Annotated in this window: 22 protein-coding genes; 12 read left to right on the plus strand and 10 right to left on the minus strand. The window is 69.9% G+C overall.

Going from position 1 to position 18,815, the window contains the following annotated elements; genetic code table 11:
- Positions 1-42 precede the first annotated feature (42 nt).
- The 3 genes from J7E25_RS08285 to J7E25_RS08295 are packed head-to-tail and all read left to right on the plus strand — an operon-like array spanning position 43 to position 3,489.
- A complete protein-coding gene (locus tag J7E25_RS08285; protein WP_214869639.1) occupies positions 43-795 on the plus strand; it encodes an ATP-binding cassette domain-containing protein in 753 nt (250 codons plus the stop codon).
- A complete protein-coding gene (locus J7E25_RS08290) occupies positions 792-2,075 on the plus strand; it encodes a sugar ABC transporter permease (protein ID WP_214869640.1) in 1,284 nt (427 codons plus the stop codon). The genes J7E25_RS08285 and J7E25_RS08290 overlap by 4 nt, the downstream gene beginning before the upstream one ends.
- Positions 2,076-2,118: 43 nt before the next feature.
- Positions 2,119-3,489, plus strand: coding sequence for a GNAT family N-acetyltransferase (locus tag J7E25_RS08295; protein ID WP_214869641.1), 1,371 nt, complete (start codon positions 2,119-2,121; stop codon positions 3,487-3,489).
- Positions 3,490-3,531: 42 nt separating this feature from the next.
- Here the strand turns inward: J7E25_RS08295 and J7E25_RS08300 are convergent, their stop codons facing one another.
- Complete coding sequence (locus J7E25_RS08300; RefSeq protein ID WP_214869642.1) at positions 3,532-4,662, minus strand: AI-2E family transporter; 1,131 nt, start codon at positions 4,660-4,662, stop codon at positions 3,532-3,534.
- 117 nt (positions 4,663-4,779) lie between these two features.
- On the opposite strand from J7E25_RS08300, the gene J7E25_RS08305 reads away from it, so the two are divergent.
- Positions 4,780-6,258, plus strand: a complete 1,479-nt coding sequence (locus tag J7E25_RS08305; RefSeq protein WP_214869643.1) for an MDR family MFS transporter — start codon at positions 4,780-4,782, stop codon at positions 6,256-6,258.
- A gap of 81 nt (positions 6,259-6,339) precedes the next feature.
- Here J7E25_RS08305 and J7E25_RS08310 read toward each other — a convergent pair whose 3' ends face one another.
- Both J7E25_RS08310 and J7E25_RS08315 read right to left on the minus strand, forming a co-directional pair.
- The gene (locus tag J7E25_RS08310; RefSeq protein ID WP_214869645.1) at positions 6,340-7,779 is read right to left on the minus strand and encodes a lipase maturation factor family protein; all 1,440 of its coding nucleotides are present in this window, start codon (positions 7,777-7,779) and stop codon (positions 6,340-6,342) included.
- 35 nt (positions 7,780-7,814) lie between these two features.
- Entirely contained in the window at positions 7,815-8,543 is a 729-nt protein-coding gene (locus J7E25_RS08315; RefSeq protein WP_214869647.1) for an NUDIX domain-containing protein, read from the minus strand.
- Between the two features lie 82 nt (positions 8,544-8,625).
- Between J7E25_RS08315 and J7E25_RS08320 the strand changes: the two genes are divergently transcribed.
- Entirely contained in the window at positions 8,626-9,438 is an 813-nt protein-coding gene (locus J7E25_RS08320) for an MBL fold metallo-hydrolase (protein WP_214869649.1), read from the plus strand.
- Between the two features lie 3 nt (positions 9,439-9,441).
- Here J7E25_RS08320 and J7E25_RS08325 read toward each other — a convergent pair whose 3' ends face one another.
- Complete coding sequence (locus tag J7E25_RS08325) at positions 9,442-10,014, minus strand: NADPH-dependent F420 reductase (protein WP_214869651.1); 573 nt, start codon at positions 10,012-10,014, stop codon at positions 9,442-9,444.
- Between the two features lie 101 nt (positions 10,015-10,115).
- Between J7E25_RS08325 and J7E25_RS08330 the strand changes: the two genes are divergently transcribed.
- From J7E25_RS08330 to J7E25_RS08340, 3 genes are all read left to right on the plus strand, one after another.
- Positions 10,116-10,637, plus strand: coding sequence for a MarR family winged helix-turn-helix transcriptional regulator (locus J7E25_RS08330; protein WP_214869653.1), 522 nt, complete (start codon positions 10,116-10,118; stop codon positions 10,635-10,637).
- Between the two features lie 86 nt (positions 10,638-10,723).
- Positions 10,724-11,365 carry a ClpP family protease gene (locus J7E25_RS08335; RefSeq protein ID WP_214869655.1) on the plus strand — a complete coding sequence of 214 codons (642 nt, stop codon included), beginning with the start codon at positions 10,724-10,726 and terminating at the stop codon, positions 11,363-11,365.
- Positions 11,362-11,997, plus strand: a complete 636-nt coding sequence (locus J7E25_RS08340; protein ID WP_214869657.1) for a ClpP family protease — start codon at positions 11,362-11,364, stop codon at positions 11,995-11,997. The genes J7E25_RS08335 and J7E25_RS08340 overlap by 4 nt, the downstream gene beginning before the upstream one ends.
- Here the strand turns inward: J7E25_RS08340 and J7E25_RS08345 are convergent.
- The 3 genes from J7E25_RS08345 to J7E25_RS08355 all read right to left on the minus strand — a co-directional run bounded on the left by J7E25_RS08345 (position 11,979) and on the right by J7E25_RS08355 (position 13,190).
- A complete protein-coding gene (locus J7E25_RS08345; RefSeq protein WP_214869659.1) occupies positions 11,979-12,425 on the minus strand; it encodes a helix-turn-helix domain-containing protein in 447 nt (148 codons plus the stop codon). The genes J7E25_RS08340 and J7E25_RS08345 overlap by 19 nt on opposite strands.
- A 108-nt stretch (positions 12,426-12,533) precedes the next feature.
- Positions 12,534-12,836 (minus strand): DUF1540 domain-containing protein, encoded by a 303-nt coding sequence (locus tag J7E25_RS08350; RefSeq protein WP_214869661.1) that lies wholly within the window; start codon positions 12,834-12,836, stop codon positions 12,534-12,536.
- A 156-nt stretch (positions 12,837-12,992) separates the two neighbouring features.
- Positions 12,993-13,190: a hypothetical protein gene (locus J7E25_RS08355; RefSeq protein WP_214869663.1), complete on the minus strand. Its 198-nt coding sequence runs from the start codon at positions 13,188-13,190 to the stop codon at positions 12,993-12,995.
- Positions 13,191-13,566: 376 nt separating this feature from the next.
- On the opposite strand from J7E25_RS08355, the gene J7E25_RS08360 reads away from it, so the two are divergent.
- Genes J7E25_RS08360 through J7E25_RS08375 form a run of 4 tightly spaced genes read left to right on the plus strand, consistent with a single transcriptional unit; the run spans position 13,567 to position 16,810 of the window.
- Entirely contained in the window at positions 13,567-14,037 is a 471-nt protein-coding gene (locus tag J7E25_RS08360; RefSeq protein ID WP_214869664.1) for a hypothetical protein, read from the plus strand.
- Positions 14,038-14,039: 2 nt separating this feature from the next.
- Positions 14,040-14,462 (plus strand): hypothetical protein, encoded by a 423-nt coding sequence (locus J7E25_RS08365; protein ID WP_214869667.1) that lies wholly within the window; start codon positions 14,040-14,042, stop codon positions 14,460-14,462.
- A 17-nt stretch (positions 14,463-14,479) separates the two neighbouring features.
- Positions 14,480-16,315 (plus strand): Na+/H+ antiporter NhaA, encoded by a 1,836-nt coding sequence (nhaA, locus tag J7E25_RS08370; RefSeq protein WP_214869669.1) that lies wholly within the window; start codon positions 14,480-14,482, stop codon positions 16,313-16,315.
- Positions 16,316-16,336: 21 nt separating this feature from the next.
- On the plus strand, positions 16,337-16,810 hold the full coding sequence (locus J7E25_RS08375) for an NUDIX domain-containing protein (RefSeq protein ID WP_214869671.1): 474 nt from the start codon (positions 16,337-16,339) through the stop codon (positions 16,808-16,810).
- A gap of 43 nt (positions 16,811-16,853) precedes the next feature.
- Here J7E25_RS08375 and J7E25_RS08380 read toward each other — a convergent pair whose 3' ends face one another.
- From J7E25_RS08380 to J7E25_RS08390, 3 genes are read right to left on the minus strand one after another with little or no spacing between them, the layout of a single operon-like run.
- The gene (locus J7E25_RS08380) at positions 16,854-17,144 is read right to left on the minus strand and encodes a DUF4287 domain-containing protein (RefSeq protein ID WP_214869673.1); all 291 of its coding nucleotides are present in this window, start codon (positions 17,142-17,144) and stop codon (positions 16,854-16,856) included.
- Positions 17,145-17,186: 42 nt separating this feature from the next.
- Positions 17,187-17,531, minus strand: coding sequence for a cupin domain-containing protein (locus J7E25_RS08385; protein WP_214869675.1), 345 nt, complete (start codon positions 17,529-17,531; stop codon positions 17,187-17,189).
- A complete protein-coding gene (locus J7E25_RS08390; RefSeq protein ID WP_251038889.1) occupies positions 17,531-18,751 on the minus strand; it encodes an AI-2E family transporter in 1,221 nt (406 codons plus the stop codon). Before J7E25_RS08390 ends, J7E25_RS08385 begins: the two co-directional genes overlap by 1 nt.
- Positions 18,752-18,815: the final 64 nt, after the last annotated feature.

Raw genomic sequence — 18,815 nt, forward strand, 5'->3', positions numbered from 1 at the left:
CCACACTGAGACCAGGACAGCGTCGTCTGAAAGGAATCCGGCATGGACAAGCCCATCATCGAGCTGACGGGGATCGTCAAGAGCTTCGGCCCGGTCAGCGTGCTCAAGGGCGTCGGCCTGAAGGCCTACCCGGGCAAGGTCACCGCCCTCGTAGGCGACAACGGCGCCGGCAAGTCGACGCTCATCAAGGGCCTCGCGGGCGTGCAGCCCTATGACGCCGGCACCGTGCGCTTCGACGGCGACGAGGTCGTGCTGCACACTCCGCGTGACGCTGCACACCTCGGGATCGAGGTCGTCTACCAGGACCTCGCGCTCTGCGACAACCTCGACATCGTGCAGAACATGTTCCTCGGTCGCGAGGAGACGGTCACTGGCACGTTCGACGAGGGCCGCATGGAGCGCGAGGCATCCGACACCCTCCGCTCGCTTTCGGTGCGCACGGTGAGGTCGGTGCGACAGAAGGTGGCGTCGCTCTCGGGCGGCCAGCGCCAGACGGTCGCGATCGCCCGTGCCGTGCTGAAGAAGGCCCGGGTCGTCATCCTCGACGAGCCGACCGCCGCCCTCGGCGTCGCGCAGACCGAGCAGGTGCTGCACCTCGTGCAGCGGCTCGCCGAGCAGGGCGTCGCGGTCATCATCATCAGCCACAACCTCGCCGACGTGTTCGCCGTCGCCGACCACATCTACGTGCTCTACCTCGGGCAGATGGTCGCCACGCTCGACGCGAAGCAGACGACGAGCGACGACGTCGTCGGCTACATCACCGGCACGAAGACCGCGGCAGGAGCAAGCGCATGAGTGCACCAGAGACGGTGAGCACCTCCGACGCCGCACCGGGCCCGGGCACCGGCGACCTCATCGGCAGCGGCCAGGAGGGGACGATCCAAGACCAGGTCCGCGGCTACTTCCAGCGCCTGCGCAGCGGCGAGATGGGCGCACTGCCGGCTGTGGGCGGCTTCGTGGTGCTGACGATCCTGTTCAGTCTGCTCAGCCCGTTCTTCCTGACCGAGCGCAACTTCGCCAACCTCCTGACCCAGGCGGCCACGCTCGTGATGCTCGGCATGGCCCTCGTGTTCGTGCTGCTGCTCGGCGAGATCGACCTGTCGGCGGGCGTGACGAGCGGCATGACGATGGCCCTGTTCATCGTGCTCGTCAACGTGCACGGAGTGCCGTGGATGATCGCGCTGGCGATCGCGTTCGCCGCCGGCATCCTCACCGGCACGTTCATCGGCTTCTTCGTCGCGAGGGTCGGGATCCCCTCGTTCGTCGTGACCCTCGGCCTCTTCCTCGGCTATCAGGGACTCACGCTGATGATCATCGGCGCAGGCGGTCTCTACCGCGTGCAGATCCCCGAGATCAGGGCCATCCAGAATCAGAACCTCCCGGTGTGGGCGGGATGGGCCATGCTCGCGATCGTCCTCGCGGTGTCGGCGGCGACCTCGTTCTGGGATCGCACCCGCCGCACCCGCGCCGGCGTTCCCAACCGCACGATCACGCTCGTCTGGATCAAGCTCGGCGTCATCCTCGTCATCGGCGGCGCCGTGGTCGGCATCCTCAGCCGCAACCGGGGCCAGTCGGTCGGTGCCGTCGAGGGCGTGCCGATCGTCGTGCCGATCGTGCTCGTCATCCTCTGGATCGGCACGTTCGTGCTGGACCGCACGAGGTACGGCCGGTACCTCTATGCGATCGGCGGCAACGCCGAGGCGGCGCGGCGCGCGGGCGTGAAGGTCATGCTGATCCGGTGGACCGCGTTCATCATCTGCTCGAGCCTCGCCGTGGTCTCGGGCCTGTTCTCGATCAGCAAGGTCGGCGCGGTCGATGCGGCCGCCGGCCGCGAGATCGTGCTGTCGGGCGTCGCTGCCGCGGTCGTCGGCGGCGTGAGCCTCTTCGGCGGCCGCGGTCGCCTGCTGCATGCAGCCGTCGGCGCGCTCGTGATCGCCGTCATCACGAACGGGCTCGGGCTGCTCAACCTCCCAGCGGGTGTCAACCTCGTGGTCACGGGCAGCGTGCTCATCCTCGCGGCCACGGTCGACGCGGTCTCGCGCACCAGGGGCGGCGGCAGGATCCTGCGCACCTGACGGCTCGCCCGACCCGTCGGCGTGCCGCGGGTACTCTGGGGTGATGTCGTTCGATCTGCAGGACATCCCCCTCGACTCCGCGGCATCCGCAGCCATCGCAGACCAAGGCCTTGAATACCGACTGCTCGATCCGGGCAACCGAGGCGCGCTCGCGGCGTGGGTCGAGGCCGACATGCGCGGCTTCCACCACTCCCGGCCGCGGAAGTCGGATGCCGCGCACCAGCTGCGGATCCTGTCAGACCGGCGCGTGCTCGGCGTCTACGATCCGAAGGCGGCCGACACCGAGACGCCCGTGGCGACGGTGTCGGGCTGGCCGACGGGACTCACGGTGCCCGGCGGGCGCAGCGTCGACGCCTGGGCGGTCAGCTCCGTCACCGTCTCGGCGACGCACCGTCGCCGCGGCATCGCCAGGGCCCTCATGGAAGGCGCGCTCGCCGATGCCCGTGCCGCCGGCGCGGCACTCGCGATGCTCACCGTCACCGAGGCGACGATCTACGGTCGATACGGCTACGCCCCCGCTGCACAAGCGGCGACCATCACGGTCGACCGCCATCGGGTGCGCTGGATCGGTCCGGCCAGCCCCGGACGCCTCGAACTCGTCGAGCCCGCCGTGCTGCGCGACGACGCTGCGGCGATCGTTCGTCGCGCTGTCGCTCGCACGCCTGGCGAAGTCGACCGCTGGCCCGGTCTCCTCGATCGCGTGCTCGGTCTCGTGGAGCCCGACCGCGACTCCGCCCGAGCCACGCGGGTGGTCCGGTACGACGACGAGCAGGGGCAACCGCAGGGCTTCGTCACGTACCGCATTGCGCGTGAGCCCGACGAGCCCGGCATCCTCGAGTTCGAGTTCCTCGTGGCCGCGACCGACGACGCGGAGCGCGAGCTCTGGCGATTCCTCGTGGAACAGGACTTCGTGACCGGCGTGCGCGGGCGGTTGCGCTCGGTCGACGAGCCACTCGCATGGCTGCTCGAGGACCCGCGGGCGATCACGGTCAGTGACGTCGTCGACCACCTCTGGGTGCGTGTGCTCGACCCGGTCGCGGCACTCTCCGCCCGCGTCTACGGTGCGACCGGCACGCTCACCCTCGAGATCGCCGACCCCGGCGGCCATGCCGACGGCACGTTCGAGCTCGAGGTCGCCGGCAACGGCCGGGGCGAGCTGCGGCGGGTCGACGATGCGACGTCGGGGCCGCGCGCCGCGGCATCACCGGCCGCGCCGAGCACCCGTCGCTCGCGCCGCCCGTCGCAGGGCATCCGCCTCGGCGTGCAGGAGCTCGGCGCGATCTACCTCGGCGGCGTGCGGCCTTCGGTGCTCGCGCGCGCGGGCCGCATGACCGAACTGGCACCCGGGTCGCTCGCGCTCGCCGACCGCATGTTCGCCGCCGAGCGCACGCCGCACCTCAGCATCTGGTTCTGACGAGCACGCGCTCGGGGGCGTGCTCGCGCGGTCGGCACGACGCTACATCATGTCCTGTCGCGGGAACACGACCTTGTCCATGATGATGACGAGCGACGCCGCAACCGGGATCGCCACGAGCGCCCCGAGCACGCCGCCGAGCGTTGCGCCGGCCACCGCGGCGATCACCACGAGTGCGCCGGGCACGGCGACCGCGCGCGACATGATGCGCGGGCTCAGCACGTAGGCCTCGACCTGCATGTAGATGAGGTAGTAGATCGCCGCCGCGAGCGCGGTCACCGGCGAGGCGGCGAGGCACACGAGCGAGATGATGGCGGCGCCCGTGATCGTGCCGACGAGCGGTACGAGCGAGGCGAGGAACGCGATGAAGGCGAGCAGGATCGGCTGAGGCGCGCCGATGATCGACAGGTAGATGAGGCTCAGGACGCCGTTGATCGCGCCAAGGCTCACTTGGCCGATGACGTAGCGACCGACGGAACCGGTGATCTCCTCCGAGACCTCTCGGTACTGACCGCGGGAGCTCGCGGGCACGAATCGCGCGGCGTAGCGCTTCAGCGAGTCGAGCGAGGCGAGGAAGTAGAGGGTCAGGATGAGCACGATCACCGCGCCGGTGAATCCGCCGAGGATGCCGGCGCCCACCGCGAGGATGCCGCCGCCGAGCGAGCCGAGATTGTTGGGGTCGGCGAGCCAGTCGCCCGCGGAGACGATGGTGTCTTCGATGGCGGTGCCGGTGCCGGTCAGGGAATTGAGCCAGCCGACGAAGTCGCTGTCCAGCACCCTCTCGACGATCTCGTCCCAGTCCGTGATGATGGCCGTCGTCTGTCGGATCACGATCGGCACGATGAGGGAGATGAGGCCGACGAACAGGCCGATCACGACGACGAACACGAACAGGATCGCGAGGCCCCGCGGCATGTCGCGGCGCTGCAGCCAGCTGACGATGGGATCGAGGCCGAGTGCCAGGAAGAGTGCCAGGGCCACGTAGAGGATCACCGTGCCGAGCTGGCCGACGATGTTGCCGAGCAGCACGGCGAGCAGCACGCCGAGCGCCCCGACGAATCCGATGCGGAACGCGCGGATCTTCACCTCGGGTGCGGGCGATCCCTTATTGGAAGTGACCTGGGCCGTCGGCGCAGGTTCTGGTGTCGGCCGTCGTTTCGTTCGCACCCGCATGCCCCGACGCTACACGGGCGCGGGGCATCCGGCGGGAATGAAACGGGCGCGAACGCGTTGCGACTGGAGGAGCGAACTGATGGGGTGGTGGTCGACGTCGCCCCGGCGAGGAGGAACATGACGGAGCAGAGCGCGGTGGGATTCCGTTCCGATCGAGGTCCCGTGCTCGTCGCGGTCATGCTCGCGACAGGGCTCATCGCCATCGACGCCACCATCCTCGCGACCGCTGTGCCATCGATCGTGGCCGACCTCGGCGGGTTCACGCAGTTCCCGTGGCTGTTCTCGATCTACCTGCTCGCGCAAGCGGTGTCGGTGCCGGTGTATTCCAAGCTCGCCGACACGATCGGGCGCAAGCCGATCATGCTCATCGGCATCGGCCTGTTCCTCGTCGGCTCGATCCTCTGCGGTTTCGCATGGGACATGACCTCGCTCATCGTGTTCCGCGCGCTGCAGGGGCTCGGAGCAGGAGCGGTGCTCCCCGTGTCGATCACGATCACGGGTGACATCTACACGGTGCGCGAGCGCGCGCGGGTGCAGGGCTACATCGCGAGCGTCTGGGCGGCCTCGTCGGTCATCGGGCCGACGCTCGGCGGGCTGTTCGCCGAGTTCGCCTCGTGGCGGTGGATCTTCTTCGTGAACATCCCGCTCTGCATCATCGCCGCATGGATGCTGCTCCGCGCGTATCACGAGTCGGTCGGGCGGGAGAAGCACCGCATCGACGTCGCGGGCGCGAGCGTGCTCACCGTCGCGCTCACGCTGCTCATCCTCGCGGTGCTCGAGGGAGGCCAGGCCTGGGCGTGGCTGTCGTGGCAGAGCGTGGGCGCCTTCGCCGTGGGCGGGCTGCTCCTCGTCGCGTTCGTGCTCATCGAGCGGCGGGCAGCCGAGCCGGTGCTGCCGCTCTGGCTGTTCTCGCGGCGGCTCATCGTGACGACCTCGCTCATCTCGCTCGGCGTCGGCGCCGTGCTCATCGGCCTGACTTCGTACGTGCCGACCTTCCTCGAGGCGTCGGCCGGCGCTTCACCGCTCGTGTCGGGGCTCGCGGTCGCCGCGCTCACCCTGGGCTGGCCGATCGCGGCCGCCCAGTCCGGCCGCCTCTACCTCCGCATCGGGTTCCAGCGCACCGCGCTCATCGGGCTCGCGATCACGGTGCTCGGCTCGACGGCCCTCGTCGTGTCGTCGTTCACGCCGAGCGTGGTGGCCACCGCGATCGCGTGCTTCATCGTGGGTCTCGGACTCGGGCTCGTCGCCTCCCCCACCCTCATCGCGGCGCAGTCGTCGGTGCCGTGGACCGAGCGCGGGGTCGTCACCGGCGCGAACATGTTCCTCCGCTCGATGGGCAGTGCCGTGGGCGTGGCGATCTTCGGCGCGATCGCGAACGGCGTCATCGCGCGCTCCGGGCTCGGCGAGCACTCCCCCATCGCGATTCACGCGGCGTCGACGGCCGTCTTCGTCGCGGTGCTCGTCGCCGCGTTCGTCACGATCGCGGGCGGCATCGCGATGCCCCGTGCCGACGTCGACGACGTCGAGCACCGCCCGGCCGGGGCGAGCGCCGCGGAGACCGCCGCACAGACCGCCGACAAGGCAGCCGAGGCCTGAACTCCGCTCACACCATCGCCACGACGCGCTCGACGAACCAGCGAGCCCAGCCCGGGGCACGGCCCGGCCCGCGCAGCCCGGTCAGCGCAGCCCGGCCGGCGGAATGACCTCGCCCTGCATCGTGCGCACCCAGCGGTCGCCCGTCTCGCGAAACTCCGCGTGCGTCGAGAAGCGGTAGTGGTAGGCGCGGGCGCGCACCCATCGCGGCGGCTGCCCGTCGAACGGGTCGATGCGCATGAGCTTCAACGTCGCGGCATCCGATTCGAGCAACCGCAGCAGCAGCATCTCGAACCACGGCTCCCAGAGGCGGCCGAGCGGCAGGAACCACATGAGCCAGTCGAGCCGCAAGTGGTACGGCGCCCATTGCGGCGGCATCCGCCGCAGATCGCCGGGCTTGCCCTTGAACTCGTATTCGCGCCACTCGGCGTCGGCGTCGGGCGACTCGGAGAGGGTGCCCTCGACGACGATCTCGATGCGCCGCTTCGTGACCGTGCCGAACGCGCCGTATGCGTTCACGAGCATCCAGCGGTTGAAGCTCGCGTTCATCAGCTGCCGGCGCGAGAAGAGGTTCTGCACCGGGCGCACGCTCAGCACGAGCAGGAGCACCGCCACCGCGGCGACGATGACGAACCACCAGATCGGCGTCGTCGCGGCATCCGTGCCCAAGTCGGTCGGGATCGCCGGGATCAGCCAGCGCCAGGCGGAGTCGGTGATGGCGGATGCCGCGAGCACCACGGTGATCCAGTTGAGCCACGCGAAGTTGCCGGTGACGATGAGCCACAACTGGGTGAGGATCACGATCGCGGCGGCCGATGAGCCGATCGGCCCCGGCACGAACAGCAGGAACGGCACGATCAACTGGGCGAAGTGGTTGCCGAGCACCTCGCCCTTGTGGAACCACTTCGGCAGCAGGTGCGCCTGCCGGCTCACGGGATTGGGCATCGGCTGCGTCTCGTGGTGGTACATGAGCGCCGTGAGGTCGCGCCACTCGCTCCCGCCGCGGATCTTGATCATGCCAGCCCCGAACTCGAGCCGGAACACGAGCCACCACACCGCGATGATGATCATGATCGGGGGAGGCTCGTTGTTCGACCCGAGGAACGCGACGGTGAAGAGCGCCTCGCAGAGCAGCATCTCCCAGCCGAAGCCGTAGAAGGTCTGGCCGACGTTCACGATCGAGAGATAGAGGATCCAGAGCGCGAGGAAGACGAGCAACGGCAGCCACGGAGGGCCGAGCTGCGGGAGGCCGAGGATCACGGATGCCGCGAGCACGAGCCCCGCGCTCGCCACGGCCACGAGGCGCCGGTCGGTGTAGCCCCACCGGAAGAGGGTAGGGCCGCGGAGCCGCGACGCGCGCCGCAGCAGCTCGGGAACGGGCAGCAGCCCATGCTCGCCGAGCAGCGGCCGGAACTGGTTCAGCGTCGACCAGAACGCCACGAAGGCGAGCGCGCCCACCCCGCGCTGCACCACCTGGCGGGCGATCTCGTAGTCGTGCGCATCGAACCAGTCGAGCCAGTCCACAGCTCACGGTACCGCCGGCGAGCAGCGGCCGTCGATCAGAAGCGGTTCAGATAGACCCAGGGCAGCCGGTCCATCACGAGCCGGTGCCGGCGGCCCTCGGCGTCGGGCGCATCGTCGGGAACCGCGTGCCGGTCACGATCGGCACCGTTCGAGACGTCGTACTCGTCGTCCTCCTGCCAGAGCACCATGGTGCGACTCTGGTTGAAGCGAGCGACGAAGGGCCGCACATCGCCGCTGCGCAGCTCGGCGAGCGCGGCGTCGACGGATGCCGCATGCTGCAGCCCGTGCAGCGTGACCCACGTCGGCGGCCACAGCGTCATGGCGCCGGCCGCGTGGCGCTCGAGCGCGTCGGCCGGGCGAAGCCATTCCGCGCCGGCGACCTCGTCGGGTGCGAGCCGCAGCTCGCCGTCGGGCACCCGCACGGCGAAGAACGTGGTGGTGAGCTGCTTCTGCGCGCCGTGCGGTGGGGTCCAGTGCGAGAACGGCACGAGCTCGGCGGGGTCGAGCTCGAGGCCGACCTCCTCGCGCGTCTCGCGCACGGCTGCCCTGCGGGCGGCCTGGATGCCGTCGATCGGGTCCCCTGCGCCGTCCGCCTCGTCGACCGCGCCACCCGGGAAGACCCACGCGCCGGCGAAGGAGCCGCGGTCGCGCGGTCGCTCGGCGAGGAGCACTTCGAGCCCGCGCTCGCCATCGCGCAACAGCACGACCGTCGCCGCGGCACCGGTGCGCGCGGGGTCGGTCAGGGATTCGAGGTCGCTGTCCATGCCCTCAGACTAGGCCGCGCGGCACGCGAGCACACGGGTTTGCGGGTGTCCTACGAATCGGCTGCGGCGATACACTGCGGGCATGGACGAGACCTCTTCCGTGCCCTCCGCCGGCGAGCGCGTTTCGCCGGTCGCGACGCTCCTGCGGGCGCCGAACCCCGGGCCGATGACGCTCGACGGCACGAACTCCTTCGTGCTGCGTGCGCCGGGCGCCGCGAGTTGCGTTGTCGTCGACCCCGGCCCAGACGACGCCGGGCACCTCGCCAGGCTCGCAGCCGCCGGCCCCGTCGAGCTCATTCTCGTCACTCACCATCACGCCGATCACACCGAAGGCGTCGCCCGGTTCGCCTCGATGACGGATGCCCCGGTGCGCGCGATCGACCCCGCGCTCTGTCTCGGCGCTCCGCCCCTCAGCGATCGTGAGCGCATCAAAGCCGCGGGGCTCGAGATCGAGGTCGTCGCCACGCCGGGGCATACGACAGACTCGGTGTGCTTCGTGCTGCCCGGCGACGAAGCGCTCGGTGTGAAGGACGCGGTGGTGACGGGCGACACGATCCTCGGTCGGGGAACGACGATCATCTCCGACCCCGACGGCGCGCTCGGGCCGTACCTCGCGTCGCTCGAGCGGCTGCGGGCGCTCGGCTCCGAAGCGCACGTGCTCGTGCTGCCGGGCCACGGCCCGGCGCTCCCCGACCTCGCCACGATCTGCGATGCCTACCTCGCCCACCGGGCGGAACGCATCGAGCAGATCCGCGCCGCCCTCGCCGAGCTCGGCGCGGACGCGTCGGTCGTTGCAGTCACCGACCTCGTCTACGCAGACACGGATGCCTCGGTGCGAAGTGCAGCCGAGGCATCCGTTCGAGCGCAATTGCGGTACCTGCGCGGCACCGCGTAGCGGTCAGGCCGCGACCGCGAAGCCGCCGGTCCAGCCGATCTTCTCCTGCACGCCGAGCGTGAGCTGGAGGAAGCCCACGGACTCGAGCTCACGGGCACGTGACAGCGAGCCCGCGTCGACCGCGGCGACGCCACCGTCACGCACGACCTCGGCGAGCGCGTTCTTCGCGTCGACGTCGTCGCCGGCGATGAGCACGGTGGTCGGCAGCCCGCCGACGGTCTTCGACGCGAGCGTCGCCGCGAAGTTCGTGTTGAAGGCCTTGAGCACGCGCGAGTCGGGCAGCGCCTTCGCGAGCTCGCTCGCCTTCGAACCGTCGGCGGGTGCGACGAGGGAGTCGAAGGTCTCGAAGTTCAGCGGGTTCGTGATGTCGACGACGATCTTTCCCGCGAGCTCGGCGCCGCGGGTCGCGACGATCTCGTCGAGCGCGGGGTGCGGCACGGCGAGCACGACGATGTCGCCCGTTATGGGCTCGGACGTGTCGCGGCCCAAGTACTCGACGGGGTTGCCGCCGGCGGTGACGATGCCGCCGATGACGCTGCCCATGTTGCCGGATCCGATGATGCTGACGGTGGTCATTGTGTTCCTCTCGGCGCCACTCGGGGCGCATTACTTGTCGATACAACCAACACTCTAGCCACAATCAGTTGTTGCGTCAACCAATGCGGTAGGATGAAGAAATGAGCAGCGACACGAGATGGCTGAGCACCGAGGAGTCCGCCGCCTGGGTGCGGCTCATCGCGCTCACCGAGCTGCTGCCGAACGCGCTCGACGCACAGCTCCTGCGCGACGCAGGCCTGACCCACTTCGAGTACGGCGCCCTCATGGCGCTCGCCGGGGCGCCCGAACGCACCATGCGCATGACCGAGCTCGCCTCGCGCACCAACGCCACCCTCCCGCGCCTCTCGCACGTCGCTCGCCGGCTCGAGGAGCGCGGTCTCATCGAGCGGTTCCCGTGCCCCACCGACCGCCGCGCCACGAACGCGACCATCACCGAGGCGGGTCTGGACCTCATCGCGCACGCGGCGCCCGGCCACGTCGACACGGTGCGCACGAACGTGCTCGACCTGCTCACCGAGGAACAGATCGGCCAGCTCTACCAGATCGCCGGCGCCGTGCTCGCGCGGCTCGATCCCGACGAGCGCCTCGCCGCCACGTCGTGCCAGTTCAGCGAGGGCCCGGCGGTCGCTCGCGCGGGCTGAGTCGCGGGCCGCACGGTCTGCTCTGGGCAGCACTGCCCTGAGCGGCATCCGCCCCGCGGCACCGCCTGCCCGCGCAGGCTGGATGCATGAGCGATCACGACACACCACCGATCCACCCGATCGACGCCGAGCTGACCAAGCGGCTCTTCCACGAGCGCATCATCGTGCTCGGCGACGAGCTCGACCAAGCCGGCGGCAATCGCCTGGTCGCGCAACTCATCACCCTCGCGGCCGACGACCCGCGCCGCGACATCCGCTTCTGGATCAACTCCCCCGGCGGCTCTGTCTCGGCGATGCTCGCGATCGCCGACGTCATGCGCTCGATCCCGAACGACGTCTCGACGATCGCCGTCGGCATCGCGGCGAGCGCGGGCCAGTTCCTCCTCTCGGCGGGCACAACGGGCAAGCGGTTCGCGCTGCCGCACGCGCGCATCCTCATGCACCAGGGCTCCGCGGGCATCGGTGGCACCGCCGTCGACGTCGAACTGCAGGCCGACGACCTGCGCTACACGCGCGACACGGTACTCGGCCTCGTCTCGGGCTTCACGGGTCAGCCCGTCGAACGCATCGCCGAGGACTCCCTGCGCGACCGCTGGTACACGGCGGCAGAGGCTGTGGACTACGGCTTCATCGACCACATCGCCGACGGCTTCGACGAGCTGTATCCGCACGGCCTGCGGCCCCAGACCGGGATCCAGGCGCCGACCGGATTGCGAGTGACGGCATGACGAACTACACGATCCCCTACGTCGTCGAGAAGCGCGGCAACTCGGAGCGCTCGCTCGACGTGTACAGCCGGCTGCTCTCGGAACGCATCGTCTACCTCGGCACCGAGATCGACGACGGTGTCGCGAACGTGCTCATCGCGCAGTTCCTGCACCTCGCCTCGGAGTCGAACGACGTGCCGATCAGCCTCTACGTGAACTCCCCCGGCGGCTCGCCGGGCGCCGCGCTCGCGGTGTACGACACGATGCAGCACATCCGGCCGGATGTCACGACCACGTGCGTCGGCCAGGCCGGCGGGCCGGCGGCGGTGCTCCTGGCCGGCGGCGCGAAGGGGCGACGGGCGATCCTGCCGCACGGCCGGGTGATCCTGCACCAGCCGTCGACGCAGGGACGCGGCTCGATCCCCGACCTCATCCTGCATGCCGACGAGGTGGTGCGGGTGCGAGCCGAGCTCGAGGCCGCCCTCGCCACCGACACCGGACGGGACGCCGGGACGCTCCGGCACGACACCGATCGCGACCTCATCCTCCCCGCGGCTGCCGCGGTCGAGTACGGCCTCGCCGATCACGTGCTGCTGTCGCAAGTGGAGGTCGGCGCGTCGAGCGTCGCCGCGGCCTACGCGGCGAGCAGGTAGGCGTCGAAGCGGCCGGGACCGGGTGCGGGCGCTGTTTCCGGCCCGGCGATGTCGAGCGGATGCTCCGGCACGAGGTCGGCGCGGAACGCGAACGAGGCCTCGACCCGCAGGAGCTCTCGCCGCTCGGCCGCGGTGCGCTCGGCCTCCTGCCGCTCGCCGAGGAGCCCGCCGACACGGCGGACCACATCGACCAGCGCGAGTCCGAGCGCATCGGCCACCGAGCCGAGCACCTCTGAAGACGGCTCCTTGCGGCCGCGCTCGATCTCGGAGAGGTACTGCGGTGAGACGCCCGCGGTCGAGGCGACCTCGGTGAGGATGCGCTCCTGCTCGAGTCGCTCGCCGCGGAGCACCTCGCCGAGCACGTGCCGCCACAGCGGCTTGGACGTGGGCGAGCCAGCGGCCCGCGTGAACTCGACGACCTTGCCCATGGCACGAGGGTAGCCGCGGCATCCGCTCGGGAACAGGCCGATCCGCTCAGAGCAGAACGCGGCCGGCGAAACGGCCCTCGCCGCTGACGCGGCGGGGGTCAGCGGGGGTCAGCGAGGGTCGTAGGTGAGGCAATCGGCCTCGACTGCGCCGGGGCCGACGCGCACGGATGGCGCCGTGCACTCGAGCGAGGAGTTGTGCACGCACTCCGCACGCTGGCAGGCGCCGACGTGAGTGAGCACCTTGTCGAGCCCGCCCTTCGTGCCGAGCGGGATGAACGTGGCGCACTCCGCATCGCCGATGGAGCCGCCGATCGTCACCGCCGCTGCATGGCAATGCGAGTGGTCGTTGTAGGAACATCCGGCAACCGAACACTCGCTGACTGCGGGCATGTCGTCAAGGGTCATGCTCATGGTGACCTCCACTGCGTCTCGGCCGTGCACTACCGAGATGCTAGCCCGGGCACCCGGAGGCGCACAGCACCTGCGACCCGAATTTCCGCAGATCAAAGGCACTTTTTACTGAGGGGAGGCTAACCTACCTGGCCGAATGCACGCTCGCCGACGCCGTCAGGCGGGCGGGTTCTCGGGATCGAGCGTCTCGATCGAGTCCTGCTCGACCTCGTTGTCGGCGTCGAGCTCGTTGGCGTCGGCTCCGAGTTCCTCCGCGTCGTTGCGCTGCTCGGGGCGCACCTTCTCGGGCGCGCCGACGTCGGGGGTGTTCTCGTCGGGGTCGCGTCGCACGAACGGCTCGCGTGGGTCGGTCATCATCGCTCCATAGCTCCGCGGTAGGGATGCGTCAAGCCTGCGCCCGGTCGCGGCATCCGTCAACGGCTTGACAGCACTGCGCCGTGACGCGCCCGGCGCGTTGCGGTCACGCGGAGCGGGCCGCGGCGATTGCCACTGGCTCACTTGCCACCCTCACGACAGAATGAACGCAGACACTCGGAGGTGGGCGATGTCAACCGAATTCGTGCTGTGGTCGATGCTGGGCCTGTATGGCGCCGTTGGCGGCCTGCTGCTCCTCGCCGCGTTGTGGTCGATCATTCGCGCCAAGCGCTGAGCCCTCTGGCCCCGTAGTACCGCCTCATGAGAGGCTGAGCAACGCGGCTTCCGGCCGGGAGCGCGAATCGAGGGGGTTCATGTGGGACTGTTCGACAAGGCGAAGAACGCGTTCACCGGCGGGCAGGCCACCGGTGGGCAGGATTGGACCGCGCAGGCGCAAGCCGCGCAAGAACTCGCGAACCAGTCGCTGCGCGAGGCCGGATACACCGATGGTTCGCCGGTCACCATGGCCAACGCCGGCGCGGTGAGCGCCGCCATGTCGGCCGACCACGACGTGCTCAACGCTTACGGCCAGGAGCTCAACCGCATAATCGCCATCGGCGCGCCCGGCACGTCGGTGATCCGCAGCGCCGTCGACACGGGCGAGCGCACCGCGGGCAACCCGTGGTACCTGCTCGAGATCGAGGTCACCCTTCCGGGCACGGGGCCCTACACCGTGCAGAAGCGCGAGATGGTCGCCCCGCAGTTCCTCGCGGGCTACGCCGAGGGCACCGTGCACGAGATCAAGGTCGACCCGGCCGACCCGAACAAGACCGCCTTCACGAGCTAGCGATGGGCGTCTTCCGCGACCTGTTCCGGCTCACCAAGGCGGGGCTCGAGCAGACCGCCCGCACCGACTACATCGGAAACCTGCGACAATCGGCCGACCTCGCCGAGCAGTTCGCCGGAGTCCAGCCGGGCGATGTCACGGGAACGCATGGCGCGGCCACGGCGAACCCGTTCCTCAACATGACGATGTACGGGAGCATGACCCAGGGATCTGGGCGGGTGGTCTCGCTGGCCGACAGCGGCAAGCGCATGGGCGATGAGGTGATCTACGCCGTGGAGCTCGACATCACGCTGCCCGGCGCCGAGCCCTACCGCACGACGTACAAGACCGTGATCGCCGCGGCGGCACTGCATGGCTGGCAGCCTGGCGCCATCTTCCCGATTCGGGTGAGTCCCGACGATCGCAACGCCGTGATGCTGGGCTGATTCCTTAGGCTTGGCGCATGAGCAGCGCCGAGGTCACCGTCGATCGTCCGAGCGCGCTTCGTCGCGTCCGGCGCCGCGGCGGAACGACCGACCGCACGGCGGCGATGCTGTTGCTGCTCTTCACGGTGATCGCGATCGTGTGGGCGAACTCCCCGTGGGGCGCGACGTACGACCCGTTCTGGGATACCGACGTCGAGGTCGGCATCGGCGGATTCAGGCAACACCTCACCCTGCATCAGCTCGTGAACGACGGACTGATGGCGTTCTTCTTCTTCACGGTCGGCCTCGAGGTGAAGCGCGAGTTCACCCTTGGCGAGCTCACCGATCGCTCGCGCGCGGCGGTGCCGGTGATCGCCGCGATCGCCAGCCTGGCGCTGCCCGCAGTGATCTTCCTGGCGCTGAACGCGAGCTCGGGCAACGGGCACGCGTGGGGCATCGTGATCTCGACCGACACGGCATTCCTGCTCGGAGCACTCGCGGTCATCGGGCCGCAGTTCCCGGCTCGCCTGCGCACCTTCCTCCTCACGCTCGCGGTCGTCGACGACATCGGTGCGCTCATCGCGATCGCCGTGTTCTACAGTGACGGGCTCCAGCTGGCGCCACTCGCGTTCGTCGCCCTGCTGATCGTAGCGCTCGCACTCGTGCGGTTCCTCCCAGTGGCTCGCGGGCCCGCCTACGCGGTGCTCGGCGTCGCGCTCTGGTTCGCCCTCGCCGCGGCCGGCGTGCACCCGACCCTCGCGGGCGTGGCGGTCGCGCTGCTGATCCCGGTCTTCCCGCCGAAGCGCATGGAGGTCGAGCGCGCGGCCGAGCTCACGCGGGCGTTCCGCGAGTCGCCGAACTCCGTCTACGCTCGCGACGCAACCCGCAGCCTCCGCGACTCGATCTCGATCAACGAGCGCCTGCAGACGGAGTGGGGGCCGTACATCGCCTTGGTCGTGCTGCCGCTGTTCGCGCTCGCCAACGCGGGCGTGCGCCTCGATCCCGCCACGCTGGCGGCCGCGGTCGGCTCGACGCTGGTGTGGGGCGTCGTCGCGGGCCTCGTGGTCGGCAAGCTGGTCGGCATCGCCGGCGCCACAGCGATCGTGCAGAGGCTGCGCCTCGGCCGGCTCGCACCCGGGCTCACGATGCCGCGCATCGCCGGCGGCGCGGCGCTCTCGGGCATCGGCTTCACGATCTCCCTCTTCATCGTCGGCCTCGCGATCGAGGACCCCGAGCAGCAGGATCTCGCCCGCGTCGGCGTGCTCGCGGCATCCGTCATCGCGTTCGCGCTCGGCTGGGCGGTGCTCACCGTGGCCGATCGCGTGCGACCCCCTCAGGCGATCGGGGCGAAGCTCATGCGCCCCGTCGAACCGGAACGCGACCACATCCGCGGCCGCGCCGACGCTCCCCTCACGATCGTGGAGTACGGCGACTTCGAGTGCCCGTTCTGCAGCCGCGCCACCGGGTCGATCGACGCGGTGGTCGCGTACTTCGGTGACGAGGTGCGCTGGGTGTGGCGGCACCTGCCACTCGAGCAGATGCATCCGCACGCGAGGGAAGCGGCGCAGGCGGCTGAGGCGGCCGCACGGCAGGGCCGGTTCCTCGAGATGGCACGCATGATGTTCGCGAACCAGGATCACCTGGAGACCGACGCGCTGTTCCGTTACGCCGACGAGCTCGGGCTCGACCCCGACCGCTTCGCCGAGGACCTCCGCTCGCCCGAGGTCGTGCGCCGAGTCGAGGACGACGTGCTCGACTGCGAGCTCATGGATCTGCACTCGACGCCCACGTTCTTCATCGGTGAGCGCCGGCACAAGGGTCCGTACGACTCTGCGAGCCTCATTCGAGCACTCGAGGCTTCGCGAGATGCGTGATCGACGACGAGGAGCAACGGCATGCCGGTGACGAGCGCGGGACTGCTGCTCTACCGCGCGGGCGAGGAGCTCGAGGTGTTCATCGCGCACATGGGCGGTCCGTTCTGGGCGCGCAAACGCGAGGGCGCGTGGTCGATCCCGAAGGGCGAGCACGACGCCGGCGAAGATCCGCTCGCCGCCGCACGTCGTGAGTTCGCCGAGGAGATCGGAGCCCCGGCACCGGAGATCGACTACGCCGACCTCGGGTCGTTCCGCTACTCGTCGGGCAAGCTCATCCGCGTGTTCGCCGGCGCTGCTGCCGACTTCACGGTCGATGAGGTGCGCAGCAACACCTTCGAGGTGGAGTGGCCGCCGCGATCGGGTCGGCGGCAGTCGTTCCCCGAGGTCGACGAAGCCGCGTGGATCACAGTGACGGAGGCGCGCTCGCTGCTCGTCGTCGGGCAGCGACCCGCCCTCGATGCGCTCGAACGCCTGGTGGCGCCGGCTGCCGAGTAGCTCGCCGGACGCCACCCGGGCCGGAGCGCGCGGGTCACGCGGGTCACGCGGGCTTCGTGGCCTTGCCGTCGAGCCAGAGCATCTCGGAATCGTCGCGGTGCACGCCGTCGGTGCCGACGTGCTTCGCGTCGATCTGCGCCCCCTTCTTGATGACGTGCACGAGCGCCATCGCATGGCCGCGACCGAGGTCGTAGTCGACCTTCAGCCAGTCGACGATCACACCGGCCTTCACCGCCGGGTCATCGAATCCCTTCTCGTGAGCCAGCTCGACGAACCGGCGCGGCGTCAGACCCGTCTTCTCCTCGATGTTGTCGAGATATGCCTGGAACGACATGATTCGGTCCTTTCGGTCGATGGTCGATGGTCGATGCACGGCTCACTCGCCGTCGAGGAACTCCTGCTCGATGTGCGGCGACGCGTGTATGCACATCATCCGCAGGGTACCCGAGCCCTCAGCGCGGAAACGGTGCGGTGTGCGCGGCCCCACGACCAAGATGTCGCCGACACCCGCCCGGTGGTCTTCGCCGTCGGCGGTCACCGTGACCTCACCCTCGAGCACCACCCACGTCTCGCTGTAGGGGTGCTGGTGCAGGTCGGGACCCTGGCCAGGCTGGTTGTCGACGAGGAAGAACGAGACGCCCGATCCGTAGGCTTGGCCCTCGAACTTGACGGTGCGCCCGGCGCCGATCGTCAGGTCGGATCCTCGAACCGCGGTGAACATCAGGCGACCGGGGTTCCGCTGGCTGTGCCGGGCGCTTCCGATTCGGCCGCGAGTCGTCGTCGGCGCAGCGACCGTCGTTCGTCGATCGACGGGTCGGGGCCTTCCCAGACCTTGATGATCGCCCAGCCCACCGCCGCGATCGGAACCGCGAGCACGGCGCCGACGATGCCGGCGAGGATCGTGCCGGCAGTCAGCGCCACGAGGATGACGAGCGGATGCAGCTTCAGGGACTGCGCCATGACGACGGGTTGTAGGAAGTTGCCCTCGAGCTGGTTCACGCCGACGACGATCGCCAAGACGATGAGGGCGACGACCGGGCCGTTCGCAACGAGCGCGACGAGGGCGGCGAGGATCCCGGTGATCGTGGCACCGACGATCGGGATGAACGAGCCGAGGAAGACGATGACCGCGAGCGGCAGCGCGAGCGGCACCTGCAGGATGGCGAGGCCGATGCCGATTGCGGCCGCGTCGACGAATGCGATGACGGCGGTGCCGCGCACGTAGCCGCCGAGCACCTTGACGCTCGTCTCGCCGATCCGGCGGCCGCGTTCGTGCCGGGCTCCGCGCAAGAGACGCAGGAAGAACGTCCAGATGCGGTCGCCGTCCTTGAGGAGGAAGAAGAGCACGACCACGACGAGCAGGGCACCCGTGAGCACTTCCGCCGCCGCCGACACCCCGGCGAGCGCCCCGGTGCCGAACTCCGCGCTCGTGAAGAAGTCGACGATCGCGTCTCGGGTGGCGGCGATCTGCTCCTGATCGATCGGCAACGGCAGCGTCTGCAGCCAGACGATCAGGTTGTCGAAGCCCTCGTACGCGGACGCCAGGAGCTCGGGCCATTGCGTGCGAACGGCGAGCACGATGAGCGTGACGACGCCGCCGAGCACGAGAATGCCGCCGACCAGCGTGATCCAGGCCGCGAGGAGGGAGCTCAGGCCGTAGCGCCGCAGCAACCGCATGAGCGGAGCCGCCGCAGCGGCGAGGATGATCGCGATGAGCACGGGGATGATGAGGAGCTTCACCTGCACGAGCGCCCAGACGGCGAGAGCCGCGAGCGCGATGACGATGAGCACCTGCAGGCTCCGCGTCGACCAGCGACCGAGGCGATCGTTCCACATGGAGCCGAGGGACGCGCCGGCGGAGACGTCGTCGATATCGCCGTCGACGGCGCCGTCGCGCGGGGGTTCGAGCGGGGTCGTGTCAGGTCGCTTGGAGAGCCGCATTCCGCCACCCTACGGGTCCGCGGCGCCCCTCGCTTCCCCTCGCGGGACGTCGACGATTCGCTAT

The sequence above is a fragment of the Agromyces sp. ISL-38 genome (genome assembly GCF_018613935.1).
In the GTDB taxonomy this organism is placed as follows: Bacteria; Actinomycetota; Actinomycetes; order Actinomycetales; family Microbacteriaceae; genus Agromyces.